The organism is Tahibacter harae (assembly GCF_024437735.1).
Lineage (GTDB): Bacteria > Pseudomonadota > Gammaproteobacteria > Xanthomonadales > Rhodanobacteraceae > Tahibacter > Tahibacter harae.
The window spans coordinates 1-15,233 of record NZ_JANFQO010000023.1; the positions used below are offsets into that span (position 1 = coordinate 1).

The following is a 15,233-nucleotide window of genomic DNA, read 5'->3' on the forward strand; positions in this document are numbered from 1 at the left end:
CCGGCGCGCCGGGCGCAGGCGCCACGGCCGGCGGCGGCACAGGCGGCGCACCCGGCTGCGGCGGCGGCGGCGGCGCCGCCCGCGCACTGGGCGGAACTGTGAGTCCCGGCGCGACCTCAAGTTCCACCTCGGAACTCTCGTCCTGCGGATTCTTGAACACCACGCTGCGGGCGCGGATCTCGCTGAGGGTCCAGATCTGCTGGTCGCCCGACAGCGGCATGCCCACGCGCAGGGACAGCGCCTCGTTCTTGGCGTTGTCGCGCACCATGGCCAGCTTCAGGTCCGGCGTCATCACGATCCCGGTCAGGGTGATGTTGAGCGGCACCTGGGGCACGACCACGGCAGGCTGCTCTTCGACGATCGGCGTGGGCTTGCGGTCCTCGTTGAAGATCGGCCGCTGGCGCACTTCGGCGAAATCCGATTCCGGCGCCATGGCGACCGCGTCGGCGTCGATGCGGCCAACGCCGGTGACCGGCGGCGCCTCGGCGTCGGGCAGCCAGCCATAGCCACGCCCGGCGCCCATCCAGGCCAGCACGCCGGCCAGGGCCATGACGCCGCAGACGCCGGCCAGGCCCAGGGTAATCAGTTGCGCGCTGCGTGCGTTCATGTCTTCTCCGCCCCGCGCTTGCGCAGATAGCCCGACAGGTTGAAGCGGATATCCAGCGCACTCTGCTGCGGCTGCTTCTGGCCCGGCGCGACGTAGCCGTAGTTCTGCTTGTAGATCATGAGCTGGTCGACGAAGAGGTAGGGCTTGCCGGTTTCCAGCTTGTAGAGAATCGACGACAGCGGCTCCAGGTCGCAGCGCATGCGCACCTGGATGGTGACCTTTTCGTACAGCTCCGGCTTGCCGCCATTGAGCTGCTGGTGGGTCAGCACCTGGCAACGGGTGGATTCGGCCGGCGTGTGCTCGGATACGGCCTGCTTCATGCGCTGGATCAGGTCCGCCGCCGCGGTGGCGGCCTCGGTCTGGCTCAGGAAGGCCTGGTTGCTCTGTTCAAAGTCGCGCACCTCGGCCAGGCGCTTTTCCAGCTCCGGCTTCTGCAGGCTGGTCTCGCGGAAGCGCTGCTGCTGCTCGCGCAGGTCGCTCATCTGCGAGGCGATTTCCAGGTGCGGCGCGACGAACCACCAGTGCACGCCGAGCAGGTAGACCAGCAGCAGCACGATGAGCGTCAGCACGACCGCCAGCAGGCGGCCATTATTCTTTTCCGGCATCAGGCGCATTCGCGGCCCCCTCCTTCTTCTCGGCCGCCGGCGCCGCCTTGGGCGGAGCCGTGTTGCGCGGCTTGAGCTGGGCCACCAGGTTGAAGCGGTCCTTCTTCACGCGCGGATCCGGCTGTACCACGCCCTGGAAGGCGGGGTCGGCCAGCACCTCGGATTTCTGCAGGTCGGCGATCAGCGCCTCGGACTTGTCGCTCAGCCCCTGCAGCTCGACGCGGCCGTCCTCGGTGACGTTGAGGCGTTCCAGGTAGGTGCTGTCGGGCAGGCGCTCGGTCAGGTCCTTGAGCAGCAGCACCGTGGGCACGGCGGCACGCTTCTTCTGGGTCAGGAAGTTGGCCGAGTCGATGGTGTCTTCCAGCGTCTTGCGCAGCGCGGCGACCTGCTTGGCCTCCTGCTGCACGGCCTCGACGTCCTTGGTCATGTTGTCCAGCGCGACCTGGCGGTTGTCCACCGTGCGCGCGGCCACGCCCAGGCCCAGCATCACCGCCAGCGCGGCCAGGCCCAGGTTGATCCACAGGCGCTGATTGCTGCGCCGGGCGCGGCGCTCGGCTGGCAGCAGGTTGACGCCGCAGCGCTGGCCCTGGGCCACGTCCAGCCAGCAGTCCACGCCGTCCAGGGGAATGCCGAGCTGGCTGACCGGGGCCAGCTCCTCGTCGAAGGCGGTCCGCGGGATCACCACCAGTTCCACGTTGAGCTGGCGCCCGCTGGCGTCGCGGCCGCGCACCACGCAGTCGAAATAGACCTGGTCGGCCTTGAACGGCGTCTGCCGGTCCATTTCGAAGGTGAGCACCTGGCGCAGGTTCTCCTCGGCCGCGGCCGGCAGGTTCAGGTTGCGCCGCAGCACCCGCGCGGCCGGCACGCAGAAAAACTGGCGCAGCTGGGGTTCGTCGATGCGCGCGCGCTGGCGCTGGAAATCGCCGCGCTGCACGTCCACGTCCTGGCTCAGATCGATCTGGGCGAAATCGGCCGCGCCGGCGGCGGTCTCGCGGCGCAGCACCAGCTGGCCGTCGGCCACGTGCAGCAGCAGCGCTTCGCGCCCTTCCGCCAGGGCGGCCCGCCAGGAGGCGGGCAGGAACGACAACAGCTCGCCGCCCCACCACGCGAAGAAGCGCGGCAGCGGTGTCTTGGCATAGCGCGCCCGCAAGCGGACGAGCTGAGGTTCGAGCACGTCTAGGATGGCCATTACTGATCTTCGCCGTCGCGCCAGCGCAGGACCACGAACGGCCTGCCGCCCACGCCTTGTCCGCCCAGCCGGATGGTGGCATCCAGACGGGTGCTGGAGCCGTTGGGGAGCGTGGCGCGGGACTCGATACTATACGTCAGCCCCCCACCCTCCGCCACGACGGGGGTTCCGTCGGGCAGCAGCAGGCCGGACGGCGGGCTGCCCGGCGGCAAGGCCTGGCGCTGGGTCAGGATCATCTGGGCTTGTTCCTCGGTCATTCCCGGCAGCGCCCGCAGCACTTCGATGGGGGCGTAGCCGGCACTGGGCTGATTGCGGCCGGAATACAGCGTGATGGCCTTCTCTATGCTGCGGTAGATGTCGTAGTCCATCCCCAGCACCTGCTGGATTTCTGACACCGTTTCAAACGGCGCGTTCCGCGGCCCGTACTTCAGGTCCGCCTGCTTGTATTCGGATTCCTCGGCGCCGTGCACGCCGGCCAGATCGTCCGGATCGCGCCAGTCGACGATGGCGTCGGCCAGCTCCTCTGCACGCAGTTCCTCCAGGCCGGTGGACTGGAACAGGGCCTTGAGCATCACCGCATCGGCGACGTTGATGTCGATTTTGCCGCTGTCGTCGGTCATGCGCAGTTCGATGTGGGCATCGTCGAAATCGAACTCGTAGGGCCGGCCGTCGGCCACCCAGCGCGTCAGTGGATCGGGATTGCGCAATTCGTAGACGGCGCGGTGTATGCCCGATTCGGCGGCATAGCGCGCGGCAGTCGCGTCGAACAGATGGCGCGCCTGCAGGTTCTCGGTGCGGGCAATCACGGCGTAGCTGCCGAGCAGAATGCTCATCAGCGCGATCACCCACAGCACCAGGATGAACGCGACGCCGCGGGAAGCGCGCCGCCTCACTCGGTCGACTCCCCGGGCTGGGGATTGCGCACGTTGCCCGAACCGGACTCCCGGCGCTGGAACAGGCGTATGCCGCCGCTGGTGTCGAGGATCAGCGGGATTTCCATGACCGGCCAGACCAGGCCCGACTCGGCCGTCATCTCCAGGTCTATGCGCATCATCACCGGCAGGCTGGACGGGTTCTCCCACTCGTCCTTCCAGTCTTCCAGCTCGTTCTGGTCGTCGAACTTGCGGTATTCGAAGCGGCCCGAGCGGATGCCGTCGAGCAGTAGCACTGCCTCGTTATCGCCCTCGTCCTGCTTGAGCTTGTCCAGGTCGAAGCCGTTGAGCATGTGGTGGGTGAACAGCAGTTGCAGGCCGCGCGGACCGCGGGCGAGTTCCAGGGTCTGCACGTAGGGGCCGCCGCGGCTGAGATGGCCGGGCATGGGGGCGACGAAGCGCACGAAGTCCTTCTCGCCCTGGAACACGAAGTTGGTGCCGCTGCCGCGCTCCTGGCCGAAGGCCAGCGGCAGGGTGCGGCCGACTTCGCGGCGGATGAACTCCTGCGCGACGCGCAGGCGGTTGGTGCGCTCTATGTTCTGTTCGCCCGCATGCATGGCACGGGTGGCCGCGGTGATCGCGCCCATCGCGCCAGTGAGCAGCAAGGCGAGCAAGGTGATCGCCAGCAGCACCTCGAGCAGGCTGAAACCGGCCGCGGCGCGCTTCATTGCTTGCTTTCCCGGTTGCCGCGGTTCCTGTCGCGCGAGGACGAGCCCGAGGACGGATCGACACCGGGATCGCCGCTGCCGCCGCCGGTGACGCCGGCATCGGCATTGGCCGAACGCAGGGTGACGAAGTGCGCGCTGCGCGGATTGCGCCGTTCGCCCCAGAGCACTTCGAGGTCGACGCGGAACATGTCTATGCCCTGGAAGCTTTCCACATTGGACGCAGCGGTCGTATCCGGCGGCTCGTACTTGCTGATCTCCAGCTCCCAGCGGAAGGCGTCGTCGAAGCGGCCGCTCTTGCGGCCGGGCTCCAGCTTCTCGCCGATGCCGACCACGTCCAGCCGGGTCTGCGCCCACAGCGCCGCCTGGGTGTAGTCGGCGGCCAGGCGGGTGTTGCGGATGGATGCGGTCAATATGCCCATGAGCACGCCGAAACCCAGCGCGAACACCACGAAGGCGGCGACCATCTCGATCAGGCTGAAGCCGCGCTGGCGCGCGGGAAACACCGGCGTCCTCATTCGCGCAGTTCCTCCAGGTCGACTTCGCCGGTGAGCCAGCCCACATTGACGCGCCATTCGCGCGTGCCGGCGATGATGGAAATATGGCCGCCGGTGGAACTGCCGTCGGGATAGAAGCGGATGCGTCCGGCCTTCTCGTGGATCAGCTCGTTCTGCGCGGTCAGCAGCTTCACCTCGATCTTGTCGGGAAACTTGACCGCGGCCTTGCCGGGCGCCTGGTAGCTCATGTCTTCCAGGTCCACGTCCAGGGTCTTCTGCTCGCCCTTGACGATGGCCTGGCCGCGCGTATAGCGCAGCGCGGCGACCAGATCGCGGCTGGCGGCCTGGATCCGCGCGCCGCCAAGCGAATTGCTGACCGACACCGACGCTACCGTGATCGCAATGGCGATCAGCACGATCACCGCGATCAGCTCCAGCATGCTGAAGCCGCGCTGGCGCGCATTGGACCGGAAACGCGGCGCGCCGCGCCGCCGCGCCTCAGCGCGCGCGGTGCTCTCGGCGCTGCCGATACGCTGGGCGCGGTTCCCGGTCCACATCGGCCATTACTGCCAGTTGCCGAAGTCGCCGTTGTATTCCTCGCCGCCCGGCTTGCCGTCCTTGCCGTAGAAGATCAGGTCGAAGTCGCCGTGCTCGCCGGGCTTCTTGTAGCCGAAGGCGTTGCCGAACGGGCTCTTCAGATCCGATTCCTTGGCATAGCCGGATTTCCAGTTCGGCGCGTTGGCCGGCTTGGTGACCAGGTCCTCGAGCTTGTCCGGCGGGCCGCCGTTGTCCAGCGCGTAGGATTCAATGCTCATGGCGAGCTTGGCCACCTGCGCCTTGCCCGAATTCCACTTGCCCTTGTCGACGTTCTTGCCGACCTGGTTGACCACGATGCCGGCGACAATGCCGATCAGCACGATCACCGCCAGCATTTCCAGCAGGCTGAAGCCCTGCTGGCCGCCGCGCACGCCGCGATAACTTGAAAAACTATACTTCATTGCATTCTCCCGATTTATTGAACCGAACCGGCCAGGTTCATGATCGGCAGGATGATCGCCATCATGATCAGCGCCACCAGCACCGTCATCACGATCGTCACCACCGGGACCAGCGCGGCCAGAAGCCGGTCCAGTGTGTTCTTCACTTCCAGGTCGAAGGTGTCGGCAGTCTTGAGCAGCATGCCGTCCAGCTCGCCGGATTCCTCGCCTACCGCGATCATCTGCAGAGCCAGCTTGGGGAAGCGCTTGCTCTGCGCCAGGGCGAAGCCCAGGCCGTTGCCGCGCTTGACCTCCTCGGTCGCCGCGCCCACCGCCTCCGACAGGGCGGCGTTGCTCATCACGTTGCGCGCGATGGTCATTGCACCCAGCAAGGGAACGCCGTTCTTGAGCAAAGTTCCCAAGGTGCGGCTCAGACGCGCGGTCTCCAGCTTCAGCACCACGTCGCCGGCAACCTTGAGCGAGAGCAGGCGCGAATCCAGCGCAAGGCGCGTATCCGGCTGGGCGTACTGGCGCCGCAGCCAGGCGAAGCCGAACACGCCGCCGACCAGCAGCAGCCACCAGAAATTCTGCAGCACCGTGCCCACGCCGAACACAATGCGCGTGATCAGCGGCATTTCCACGCCCATGTCGTTGAACATGGGCACGAACTGCGGCACCACGTAGATCAGCAGGATCATCAGCGACGCGAACACCATGCCGATCAGGAAGGCCGGGTAGATCATCGCGTTGATGACGTTGCCGCGCAGTTCGCGCGTGCGTTCCAGGTAGTCGGCCAGGCGGCGCAGGGTCTCGTCCAGCGAACCGCCGGCCTCGCCCGCGCGCACCATGTTCACGTACAGGCGCGAGAACACGCCGTGCTCGGCCTCCAGCGCATCCGACAGCGGCGCGCCGCCGCGCACGGTGTCGCGCACACGTTCGAGCATGCGCCGCGCCTTCTCGTCGCTGGGCAGGTCCAGCACGATCTGCAGGGCGCGGTCCAGCGGCTGGCCGGCGCCGAGCATGGTCGCCAGCTGCTGGGTGAACTGCACCACCTGAGCAGCGCCGAAGGTGTTGCGCCGGGTCAGCAGGCTGAGCAGGCTGCCGCCCTCGGCCGCATCGGCCGCGCGCGCATCCAGCGGAATATTGCCCGCGTCCTGCAGCTTGGCGATGACCTCGTCGGTGGACGCGGCCTCCATCTGGCCTTCGAGCGTCTCGCCGGCAGGGGTTACGGCTTTGTAGCGGAACAAAGGCATGGGGAGTGGGCGCGCTGGTTCTTACGGCAGAGAAAGGGGAGACGGCTCGGTGCGGGACATCCCCTAGCCTTCCTGGGTCACGCGCAGCACTTCTTCGATCGTGGTGACGCCGGCCAGCGACTTGACCAGGCCGTCCTCGTACATGGTGCGCATGCCTTCGCTGCGCGACTGCTGTTCGAGTTCGCCCATGCCGGCGTGCTGCATCACCAGGCGCCGCAGCGGATCGGACATGACCATGAATTCCATGATCGTGGTGCGGCCGTAGTAGCCGCTGGGATAGTTCGGGCTGGGCATGGGCTTGTACAGCTGCAGCGGTCCCGGGCCGCCGAGCTTGTCGAGATTGAACTCGCGCACCACCTCGGGCAGCGGCGTGTAGGCCTCGGCATGGGCCTTGTCCAGGCGGCGCACCAGGCGCTGGGCCAGGATGCCGTTGACGGTGGAGGTGAGCAGATAGTCTTCCACGCCCATGTCCAGCAGGCGGGTGATGCCGCCGGCGGCGTTGTTGGTATGCAGCGTGGACAGCACCAGATGTCCGGTCAGCGCCGACTGGATCGCAATGCGGCAGGTCTCCAGGTCGCGCATTTCCCCGATCATGATGATGTCCGGGTCCTGACGCACGATGGAGCGCAGCGCGTGACTGAAGTCCAGGCCGATCTGCGGCTTGGCCTGGATCTGGTTGATGCCTTCGATCTGGTATTCGACCGGGTCTTCGACCGTGATGATCTTGACGTCGGGCTGGTTGAGCTTGGCCAGCGCGGTGTACAGCGTGGTGGTCTTGCCCGAACCGGTGGGGCCGGTCACCAGCATGATGCCGTGCGGCAGTTCCAGCACCTTCATGAACTGCGGCAGGAATTCGTCGGTGAAGCCCAGGGTGTGGAAATCGAACACCACGCTTTCGCGGTCAAGAATACGCATGACCACCGACTCGCCCCAGGACGTGGGCACGGTCGATACACGCAGGTCCAGCTCCTTGCCCTGCACGCGCAGCATGATGCGGCCGTCCTGCGGCAGGCGGCGCTCGGCGATATTGAGCTTGGCCATGATCTTCACGCGCGAGATCACCGCCGCCGTGGATGCCGCCGGCGGCGACTCTACTTCGTGCAGCACGCCGTCGATGCGGTAGCGCACCTTGAGGCGGCTCTCGAACGGTTCGATATGGATGTCCGAGGCGCGCTGCTCGACCGCGCGCTGTACGATCAGGTTGACCAGGCGGATCACCGGCGCCTCGGAGGCGAGGTCGCGCAGGTGTTCGATGTCGTCCTCGCCGCGGGTGGCCTCGTCGGAAAGGGTTTCCACGATGGTGCCCATGGCCGAGCGGCCCTGGCCGTAGTAGCGCTCGATCAGATCGTCGATCTCCGAGCGCAGGCCGACGAGCAGCGATACTTTCTTGGCCGTGGCCAGTTCCACCGCCTGGGCCGGATAGGCCTCGGCCGGATCGGCCACGAGCAGGCCGACCTCGGTCTCGCTCTCGCTCACCGGCACCACGTGGTGCTGCTTGAGGAAGCGCACCGACAGGGCCACGTTCGGCGGCGGCGACTCGGGGAAATCCTTGGCCGCCAGCAGCGGCAGGCGCAGCATCTCGGCCATGGACTCGGCCATGTCGCGTTCGGACACCAGGCCCAGCCGGGTCAGCAGGTCGACCAGGGAATCGTTGTCGGATTCCTCGTGCACCCGGCGCGCCCGCGCGAGGTCCGCCTCCTTGAGGCGGCCCTTCTTGACCAGGAACGAGCTGATGCTTTCGTCCAGGTTCGCGGTGACGGCTTCGAGGCCGGGCTCGACTTCCTGCAATTGCGCGGACATGACTTCTTTCCTAGGAGGCGGCGCTTCGACCGGTGCTACCGCCGCCGGGTTCCCCGAACTTGCGCCCGGTCAGGGATTCGATGAAGCGGCGGTTGAGCGCCAGCCACAGGGCAGCCGGAACCACGGTCGGCAGGATCAGATAGCCGAACTGGTAGCAAAGGGCAATCACGTTCAGGTTGAGGCCGGCGGCCTGGATGGCGGCGGCGCCTTCCGGGCCCGAATTCAGCGCCAGGATCTTGAGCGCGTCGGTGGCCAGGCCGAAGGCCTGGGCCAGCCAGATCGCCAGGCAGCCCAGCATCAGCTGGCCCCAGCGGCGTTCCTCGTCCTGCGGCGTGGCCAGGCACAGGCCGAAGAACAGCGGCAGCGAATAGCCGTAGAGCAGCGGGCGTATGGTCGGTTCCAGGAAGCCGGTGGCGATGCGGCCGTCCGGTGCGGTCTGGGTCACCGTGACGCTGGTCAGCACATCCATCACCGGCATGCCGGAATTGTCGAAGCCCTGCTTCACACTGGTGATCAGGTCCGGCCACAGGCCGCGCAGGGCCTCGCCGGCCAGCCACACCGGCAGCTTGACCGTCAGCCCGGACACCCACCACCACAGCAGAAAGCACAGCGGCAGCCAGGCCAGGGCCGCGAGCAGGAAACGCTTGAGCGGACTGAGCTTCATCCCACCCAGGCACGCGCGTTGCGGAACATGCGCATCCAGGGCGAATCTTCGCCCCAGCCATCCGGCCGCCAGCTCATCTGCACGCTGCGGTGCACGCGCTCGGGGTGCGGCATCATGATGGTGACGCGGCCCTCCGCCGCGGTCAGGCCGGTCAGGCCGCCGACCGATCCGTTGGAATTCAGCGGATAGGCCTCGGTCGCCTTGCCGCGGTTGTCGACGAAGCGCAGGCAGGGCTGGACCCGGTTGTAGTCGCTGCCCTGGGCGAATTCCGCATGGCCTTCGCCGTGCGCCACCACCACCGGGATGCGCGAGCCGGCCATGCCGCGCAGCAGGATGGACGGCGATTCCAGCACTTCCAGAGTGACGAAGCGCGCTTCGTACTGCTCGGAGCTGTTGCGGCGGAAGCGCGGCCAGTAGTCGGCGCCGGGGATGATGTCCTTGAGGTTGGCCAGCATCTGGCAGCCGTTGCACACGCCCAGGGCGAAGCGCCGCGGATCGGCGAAGAAAGCGGCAAACTGCTCGCGCAGCGCATTGTTGAACAGAATGGACGTGGCCCAGCCGCGACCGGCGCCGAGCACGTCGCCGTAGGAGAAGCCGCCGCAGGCCGCCAGGCCCTGGAACTCGGCCAGGCTGCGCCGGCCGCTCTGCAGATCGGACATGTGCACGTCGACCGCGTCGAAGCCGGCGCGGGTGAAGGCCGCGGCCATCTCGATCTGGCCGTTGACGCCCTGGTCGCGCAGCACCGCCACGCGCGGGCGCACGCCGCTGGCGATGTAGGGCGCGGCCACGTCCTCGGCCGGGTCGAAGGTGAGCTTGGGGCTGATGCCCGGATCGTCGCCGTCGCAGCGCCAGTCCAGCTCGGCATCGGCCAGCAGCGGGTTGTCGCGCAGGCGCTGCATGGCGTGGCTGGTCTGCGACCAGGTGCGCAGCAGGTCGCTGCAGTCCCAGCGGCCCAGGGTGTCGTCGCCCAGGCGCAGCGAGATCTGCTGCTTTTCCTTGGGCCGGCCGACCATGTGCGCGAGGCTGGCGATGCCGTGCTGCTCCAGCAGGGCCTTGAACGCCGGTACGTCGTCGCGGCGCAGCTGCACCACGGCGCCGAGTTCCTCGCTGAACAGCGCGCGCAAGGTGTTCTCGGCCCAGCCGTCCAGGCCTATGGACAGGCCACAGCGGCCGGCGAAGGCCATCTCGATGAGGGTTACCAGCACGCCGCCGTCGGCGCGGTCGTGGTAAGCCAGCAACAGGCCCTGGGCATTGGCCTGCTGGATACAGTCGAAGAAGCCCTTGAAGCTGGCCGCGTCGTCCAGGTCCGGCGGCACGCCGCCGGTGCGGTTGAACACCTGCATCAGGGCCGAGCCGCCGAGACGGTTGCGGCCGGCGCCCAGGTCGATCAGCCACAGCTCGGTCTCGCCCTTGTCCAGGCGCAGCTGCGGCGTCAGCGCGCGGCGCACGTCGCCGACCCGGGCGAAGGCGCTGACGATCAGCGAAACCGGGGCGATGGTCTTCTGTTCGCGCTCGCCGTCGTGCCAGACGGTCTGCATGGACAGGGAATCCTTGCCCACCGGGATGGAGATGCCCAGGGCCGGGCACAGCTCCATGCCCACGGCCTGGACCGCGTCGAACAGGGCCGCGTCCTGGTGCGGGAAGCTGGCCGCGGCCATCCAGTTGGCGGACAGGCGCACCTCGCCCAGGTCCGCCACCGGCGCGGCGGCCAGGTTGGTCAGCGCCTCGCCCACCGCCATGCGCGCCGCATCGGCGCTGGACAGCGCCGCCAGCGGCGTGCGCTCGCCCATGGCCATGGCTTCGCCGGCATAGCCCTGGAAATCGGCCAGGGTCACGGCGCAGTCGGCCACCGGCACCTGCCAGGGGCCGACCATCTGGTCGCGCGCGCACAGCCCGCCGACGCTGCGGTCGCCGATGGTGATGAGGAAGGATTTGGAGCCCACCGCCGGGAACTGCAGCACGCGCTGCAGCGCCTCGGCCAGATTGATGCCGAGGCAGTCGGCGACCAGGTCCACGCGCGGCGCCTTGCGCTTGGCATCGCGGTGCATCTTGGGCGCCTTGCCGAACAGCACGTCCATGGGCAGGTCGATGGCCGCCGCGGCATCGGCGCCGGTGTCGGCCGCGCCAATGCCGTAGCCCACGGTCAGGCGCTGCTCGGCCGTGGCCGTGCCGACTACCGCATAGGGGCAGCGCTCGCGCGCGCAGATGGCCTCGAAGCGGTCCAGGTCGGCCGGCTGCACACCGAGCACGTAGCGTTCCTGCGATTCGTTGCACCACAGCTGCATCGGCGACAGCGCGGGATCGGCACTGGGCACCCTGGCCAGGTCGATGCGGCCGCCGACGCGGGAATCGTGCAGCAGCTCGGGGATGGCGTTGGACAGGCCGCCGGCACCGACGTCATGCACGCTGACGATGGGATTGCCCTCGCCCAGGCTCCAGCAGTGGTCGATCACTTCCTGGCAGCGGCGCTCCATTTCCGGGTTGTCGCGCTGCACCGAGGCGAAATCCAGTTCCGCCGAACTGGTGCCGGAAGCGACCGACGAGGCCGCACCGCCGCCCAGGCCGATCAGCATGGCCGGACCGCCGAGCACGATGACCGCATCGCCCGGCTGCAGGCTGCGCTTTTCCACGTGCTGCGAGCGCAGGTTGGCCAGGCCGCCGGCGATCATGATGGGCTTGTCATAGCCGCGGCGCAGGCCGGGCAGGCCGGTTTCCTGCTCGTAGCTGCGGAAATAGCCGCCCAGGGCCGGGCGGCCGAATTCGTTGTTGAACGAGGCCGCGCCGATGGGGCCGTCGCGCATGATCTCGAACGCCGACGCCATGCGCGGCGGCAGTGGGCGCTCGGTCTCCCACGGCCGCGCCAGGCCGGGAATGCGCAGATGCGACACGGAGAAGCCGGTCAGGCCGGCCTTGGGCTTGCCGCCGCGGCCGGTGGCGCCTTCGTCGCGGATCTCGCCGCCCGAGCCGGTGGAGGCGCCCGGGAACGGCGCGATCGCGGTCGGATGGTTGTGGGTTTCCACCTTGATGGCGTAGTCGATGCGCTCGACATGGGCGCGGTAGACGCCGTCGGCGTCGGCGAAGAAACGCGCGCCTTCGCTGCCGGTGATGACCGCCGCATTGTCGGAATAGGCCGACAAGGTATGCGCCGGCGACTGCTGGTGGGTGTTCTTGATCATGGCGAACAGGGAGCGTTCCTGCTCCTTGCCGTCCACGGTCCAGCTGGCGTTGAAGATCTTGTGCCGGCAATGCTCGGAATTGGCCTGCGCGAACATCATCAGCTCGGCGTCGCTGGGGTTGCGCCCCATCTCGCCGTAGCGCGCCGCCAGGTAGTCGATCTCGTCGGCGGCCAGGGCCAGGCCCAGGCGCTGGTTGGCCTGGCGCAGGGCCTCGGCCGGGTCTGCGCCCAGCTCGATCAGGCCCAGCGCGCCGGGGCTGCCGCTGCCGAACAGTTGGGCGGCGTCGGCGAGGTTCCAGACCACGCTCTGGGTCATGGGATCGTGCAGCACCTTGAGCAGCGGTTCCCAGGCCGGCGAACCGGCGCCGGGCGGGCCGGCCAGGTCGAAGGCGATGCCGCGCTCCACCCGCTCCACGTCGAAGCCGCAGCCGCGCAGGATGTCGGTGGCCTTGCTCGACCAGGGCGAGATCGTCCCCAGCCGCGGCACCACCCAGAACAGCGCGCCCAGCGCCGGCGCGGTGCCGGCTTCGAGCACCTGGGCGAGGCGCTGGTGTCCGGCCTCGTCCAGCGGCGCGGCGGCCTGGAGCAGGTAGACATAGCGCGCAACCGTGACGCGGGCACCTGGGAAGATCTCCGCCAGCTGGCGGTTGAGGCGTTCCAGGCGGAAGGCAGACAGGGCGTTTTGCCCGTCGAGCGCGATCATGTAAGGCCGTTCCGGAGCGGGGTTCGCAGAAGGGCGCGCATGATAACCGCTGGCGTCCGGCAATCGCCATCGCCGGCCATGCCGGCCGCAGACGGCAAAACGGCGGCCCCGTCGCCTGGGCCGCCGTTGATCTTTTCAGGCAAGTGCCGGATTTACTTGGCGGAAACCTTGGTCGACGCCAGGCTGTCCAGACGCTGGCGCATGGCTTCCGGAGCCAGGTAGCCGCCGATCTGGGTGCCGTCCGGCGCGATCACGGTCGGCGTGCCGTTGATGCCGACGCGGCGGCCCAGCTCGAATTCCTCGGCGATGGGGTTCTCGCAGGTCGCGCTCTTGGGATCGGTGCCGGCCTTGGCTTCGGTGAAGGCCTTGTTGCGGTCGGTCGCACACCACACCGAGACGGCCTTGTCGAACGAGGGCGTACCCGGGCCCGAACGCGGGAACCACAGGTATTCCACCGCAATGCCCTGCTCGTTGTACTTGGCGATGTCCTGGTGCAGCTTGCGGCAGTAGCCGCAGTCGATGTCGGTGAACACGGTCACCGTGTACTTCGGATCCTTGGGCGCGAACACCAGGCGCTTGGACTTGGGCACCTGGTCGACCAGTTCCTTGCGGATGCCGCCGAGGCGCGCTTCGGTCAGGTCCTTCTTGGTGCTCATGTCGAACAGGCTGCCCTGCAGCAGGTACTTGCCGTCGGCGCTGACATAGACCACCTGGCCGCCGGTGACGACTTCATAGAAGCCCGGCAGGCTGGACTTGGTGACCGAATCGATCTTGGCCTGGGGCACCAGCGAGAGGATGGCGTCGGTGACGACCTTGGTCTCGTCGGCAGCCGTGGCGGTGAAGGTCGCCGCCGCGAGGGCGAGGGCCAGAGTGAGCTTCTTCAACATCGCGAACATCCTCGGGTGAAAGGCGGTGGCCAAGTCCTGACAGCGGCCGGCGGCGAAAGTTCAGCCGCCGGACAGGTTGCGCAGGGGCGCGCAAGAGTGCCAAGCGTTCGGCCGCGCCGCAAGGGCGCGAACCGCGACCTGGGTCGCGCTACGGTACGGCCGGAACCGTCCGTTAGTGCACGGATTTTGGCGCCGCAACGGCTCAGGCGCCGGCCTTGAGCACCACCCGGTAGCGCGCCTTGCCGGCACGCAGATGTTCCAGCGCCTCGTTCACCCGGCTCAGGGGGAATTCCTCGACCTGGGGTGCGATGGCGTGGCGGGCGCAGAAATCCAGCATGGCCGCGGTGGTCGCCGGGCTGCCCAGGGGCGAGCCGCCGACGGTCTTCTGCCCGCCGATCAGGCTGAACGCGGCCAGCGGAATCGGCTCCAGCACGCCGCCGACGAAATGCAGCCGGCCCTTGGGCGCCAGCGCGGCGAGGAACAGGTTCCATTCCAACGTCACGTTGGCCGTGACCAGGATGAAATCGAACTGCCCGGCCAGCTGCTTCAGCGCCGCGCGGTCGCGGCTGGACACCACCCGGTGCGCGCCCAGGCCCAGGGCCTCTTCGCGCTTGGATTCGCTGGAGGTGAACGCGGTGACCTCGCAGCCCCAGTGGCGCAGGAAGGCCAGGGCCATATGGCCTAGTCCGCCGATACCGACCACGCCGACCCGGTCCACCGGCCGCACGCCGGCGATGACGATGGGGTTGAACACGGTGATGCCGCCGCAGAACAGCGGGCCGGAAGAGGCCGCATCCAGCAGCGGCGGCAGCGGAATGGCCCAGGCCCAGTGCGCGCGCACGCGCTCGGCGAAACCGCCGTGGCGGCCGATCAGGGTTTCCTCGCCGTTGGCGCAGAGGTGATGATCGCCACCCATGCACGAACCGCAGTGCAGGCAGCTGGCCGAGAACCAGCCCAGCCCCACCCGCTGCCCCACTTCCCTGCCCTTCACCGCCGCGCCCAGGGCGACGATGCGACCCACCACTTCGTGCCCCGGCACCAGCGGATAGCGCGTGCGGCCCCAGTCGTTGTCGATCATGGAGAGATCGGAATGGCAGATGCCGCAGTATTCCACCGCGATCTCGACCTCATCCGCGCCCAGCGGCCCGGCCTCGTACTCGAACGGTTCCAGCGCGGCTTTGGGCGCGTGGGCGGCCCAGGCTTTTACGGTAGTGCTCATGGCTTTTCTCCGCTGCGAAACACGAGTCTGCCGAACCACCACAGACGCCATTCATCCCGA

General features: G+C 68.2%; 14 protein-coding genes. All 14 read right to left on the bottom strand.

Going from position 1 to position 15,233, the window contains the following annotated elements:
• Nucleotides 1-607, bottom strand: a 607-nt coding sequence (locus NM961_RS19665) for a type II secretion system protein, XpsN-like (RefSeq protein WP_255916125.1), incomplete at its 3' end; no start/stop codon positions are given.
• Nucleotides 604-1,221, bottom strand: coding sequence for a type II secretion system protein GspM (gene gspM, locus NM961_RS19670; protein WP_255916126.1), 618 nt, complete (start codon nucleotides 1,219-1,221; stop codon nucleotides 604-606). The genes NM961_RS19665 and gspM, both read right to left, overlap by 4 nt.
• Complete coding sequence (locus tag NM961_RS19675) at nucleotides 1,196-2,401, bottom strand: PilN domain-containing protein (protein ID WP_255916127.1); 1,206 nt, start codon at nucleotides 2,399-2,401, stop codon at nucleotides 1,196-1,198. Before NM961_RS19675 ends, gspM begins: the two co-directional genes overlap by 26 nt.
• Nucleotides 2,401-3,294, bottom strand: coding sequence for a type II secretion system minor pseudopilin (locus NM961_RS19680; RefSeq protein WP_255916128.1), 894 nt, complete (start codon nucleotides 3,292-3,294; stop codon nucleotides 2,401-2,403). Before NM961_RS19680 ends, NM961_RS19675 begins: the two co-directional genes overlap by 1 nt.
• Nucleotides 3,291-4,001, bottom strand: a complete 711-nt coding sequence (locus NM961_RS19685; RefSeq protein WP_255916129.1) for a prepilin-type N-terminal cleavage/methylation domain-containing protein — start codon at nucleotides 3,999-4,001, stop codon at nucleotides 3,291-3,293. The genes NM961_RS19680 and NM961_RS19685 overlap by 4 nt, the downstream gene beginning before the upstream one ends.
• Complete coding sequence (locus NM961_RS19690) at nucleotides 3,998-4,516, bottom strand: type IV pilus modification PilV family protein (protein ID WP_255916130.1); 519 nt, start codon at nucleotides 4,514-4,516, stop codon at nucleotides 3,998-4,000. The genes NM961_RS19685 and NM961_RS19690 overlap by 4 nt, the downstream gene beginning before the upstream one ends.
• Nucleotides 4,513-5,052 (bottom strand): GspH/FimT family pseudopilin, encoded by a 540-nt coding sequence (locus NM961_RS19695; protein WP_369334901.1) that lies wholly within the window; start codon nucleotides 5,050-5,052, stop codon nucleotides 4,513-4,515. The genes NM961_RS19690 and NM961_RS19695 overlap by 4 nt, the downstream gene beginning before the upstream one ends.
• A 6-nt stretch (nucleotides 5,053-5,058) precedes the next feature.
• The gene (gspG, locus tag NM961_RS19700) at nucleotides 5,059-5,493 is read right to left on the bottom strand and encodes a type II secretion system major pseudopilin GspG (protein WP_255916132.1); all 435 of its coding nucleotides are present in this window, start codon (nucleotides 5,491-5,493) and stop codon (nucleotides 5,059-5,061) included.
• Between the two features lie 14 nt (nucleotides 5,494-5,507).
• The gene (locus tag NM961_RS19705; RefSeq protein ID WP_255916133.1) at nucleotides 5,508-6,725 is read right to left on the bottom strand and encodes a type II secretion system F family protein; all 1,218 of its coding nucleotides are present in this window, start codon (nucleotides 6,723-6,725) and stop codon (nucleotides 5,508-5,510) included.
• Nucleotides 6,726-6,788: 63 nt separating this feature from the next.
• Entirely contained in the window at nucleotides 6,789-8,525 is a 1,737-nt protein-coding gene (gene gspE, locus NM961_RS19710; RefSeq protein WP_255916134.1) for a type II secretion system ATPase GspE, read from the bottom strand.
• Between the two features lie 10 nt (nucleotides 8,526-8,535).
• Entirely contained in the window at nucleotides 8,536-9,189 is a 654-nt protein-coding gene (locus NM961_RS19715) for an exosortase H-associated membrane protein (RefSeq protein ID WP_255916135.1), read from the bottom strand.
• The gene (purL, locus tag NM961_RS19720) at nucleotides 9,186-13,067 is read right to left on the bottom strand and encodes a phosphoribosylformylglycinamidine synthase (RefSeq protein WP_255916136.1); all 3,882 of its coding nucleotides are present in this window, start codon (nucleotides 13,065-13,067) and stop codon (nucleotides 9,186-9,188) included. The genes NM961_RS19715 and purL overlap by 4 nt, the downstream gene beginning before the upstream one ends.
• Before the next feature lie 152 nt (nucleotides 13,068-13,219).
• Complete coding sequence (locus tag NM961_RS19725; RefSeq protein ID WP_255916137.1) at nucleotides 13,220-13,954, bottom strand: DsbC family protein; 735 nt, start codon at nucleotides 13,952-13,954, stop codon at nucleotides 13,220-13,222.
• 202 nt (nucleotides 13,955-14,156) lie between these two features.
• Nucleotides 14,157-15,173, bottom strand: a complete 1,017-nt coding sequence (gene ahr, locus NM961_RS19730; protein WP_255916138.1) for an NADPH-dependent aldehyde reductase Ahr — start codon at nucleotides 15,171-15,173, stop codon at nucleotides 14,157-14,159.
• Nucleotides 15,174-15,233 lie beyond the last annotated feature (60 nt).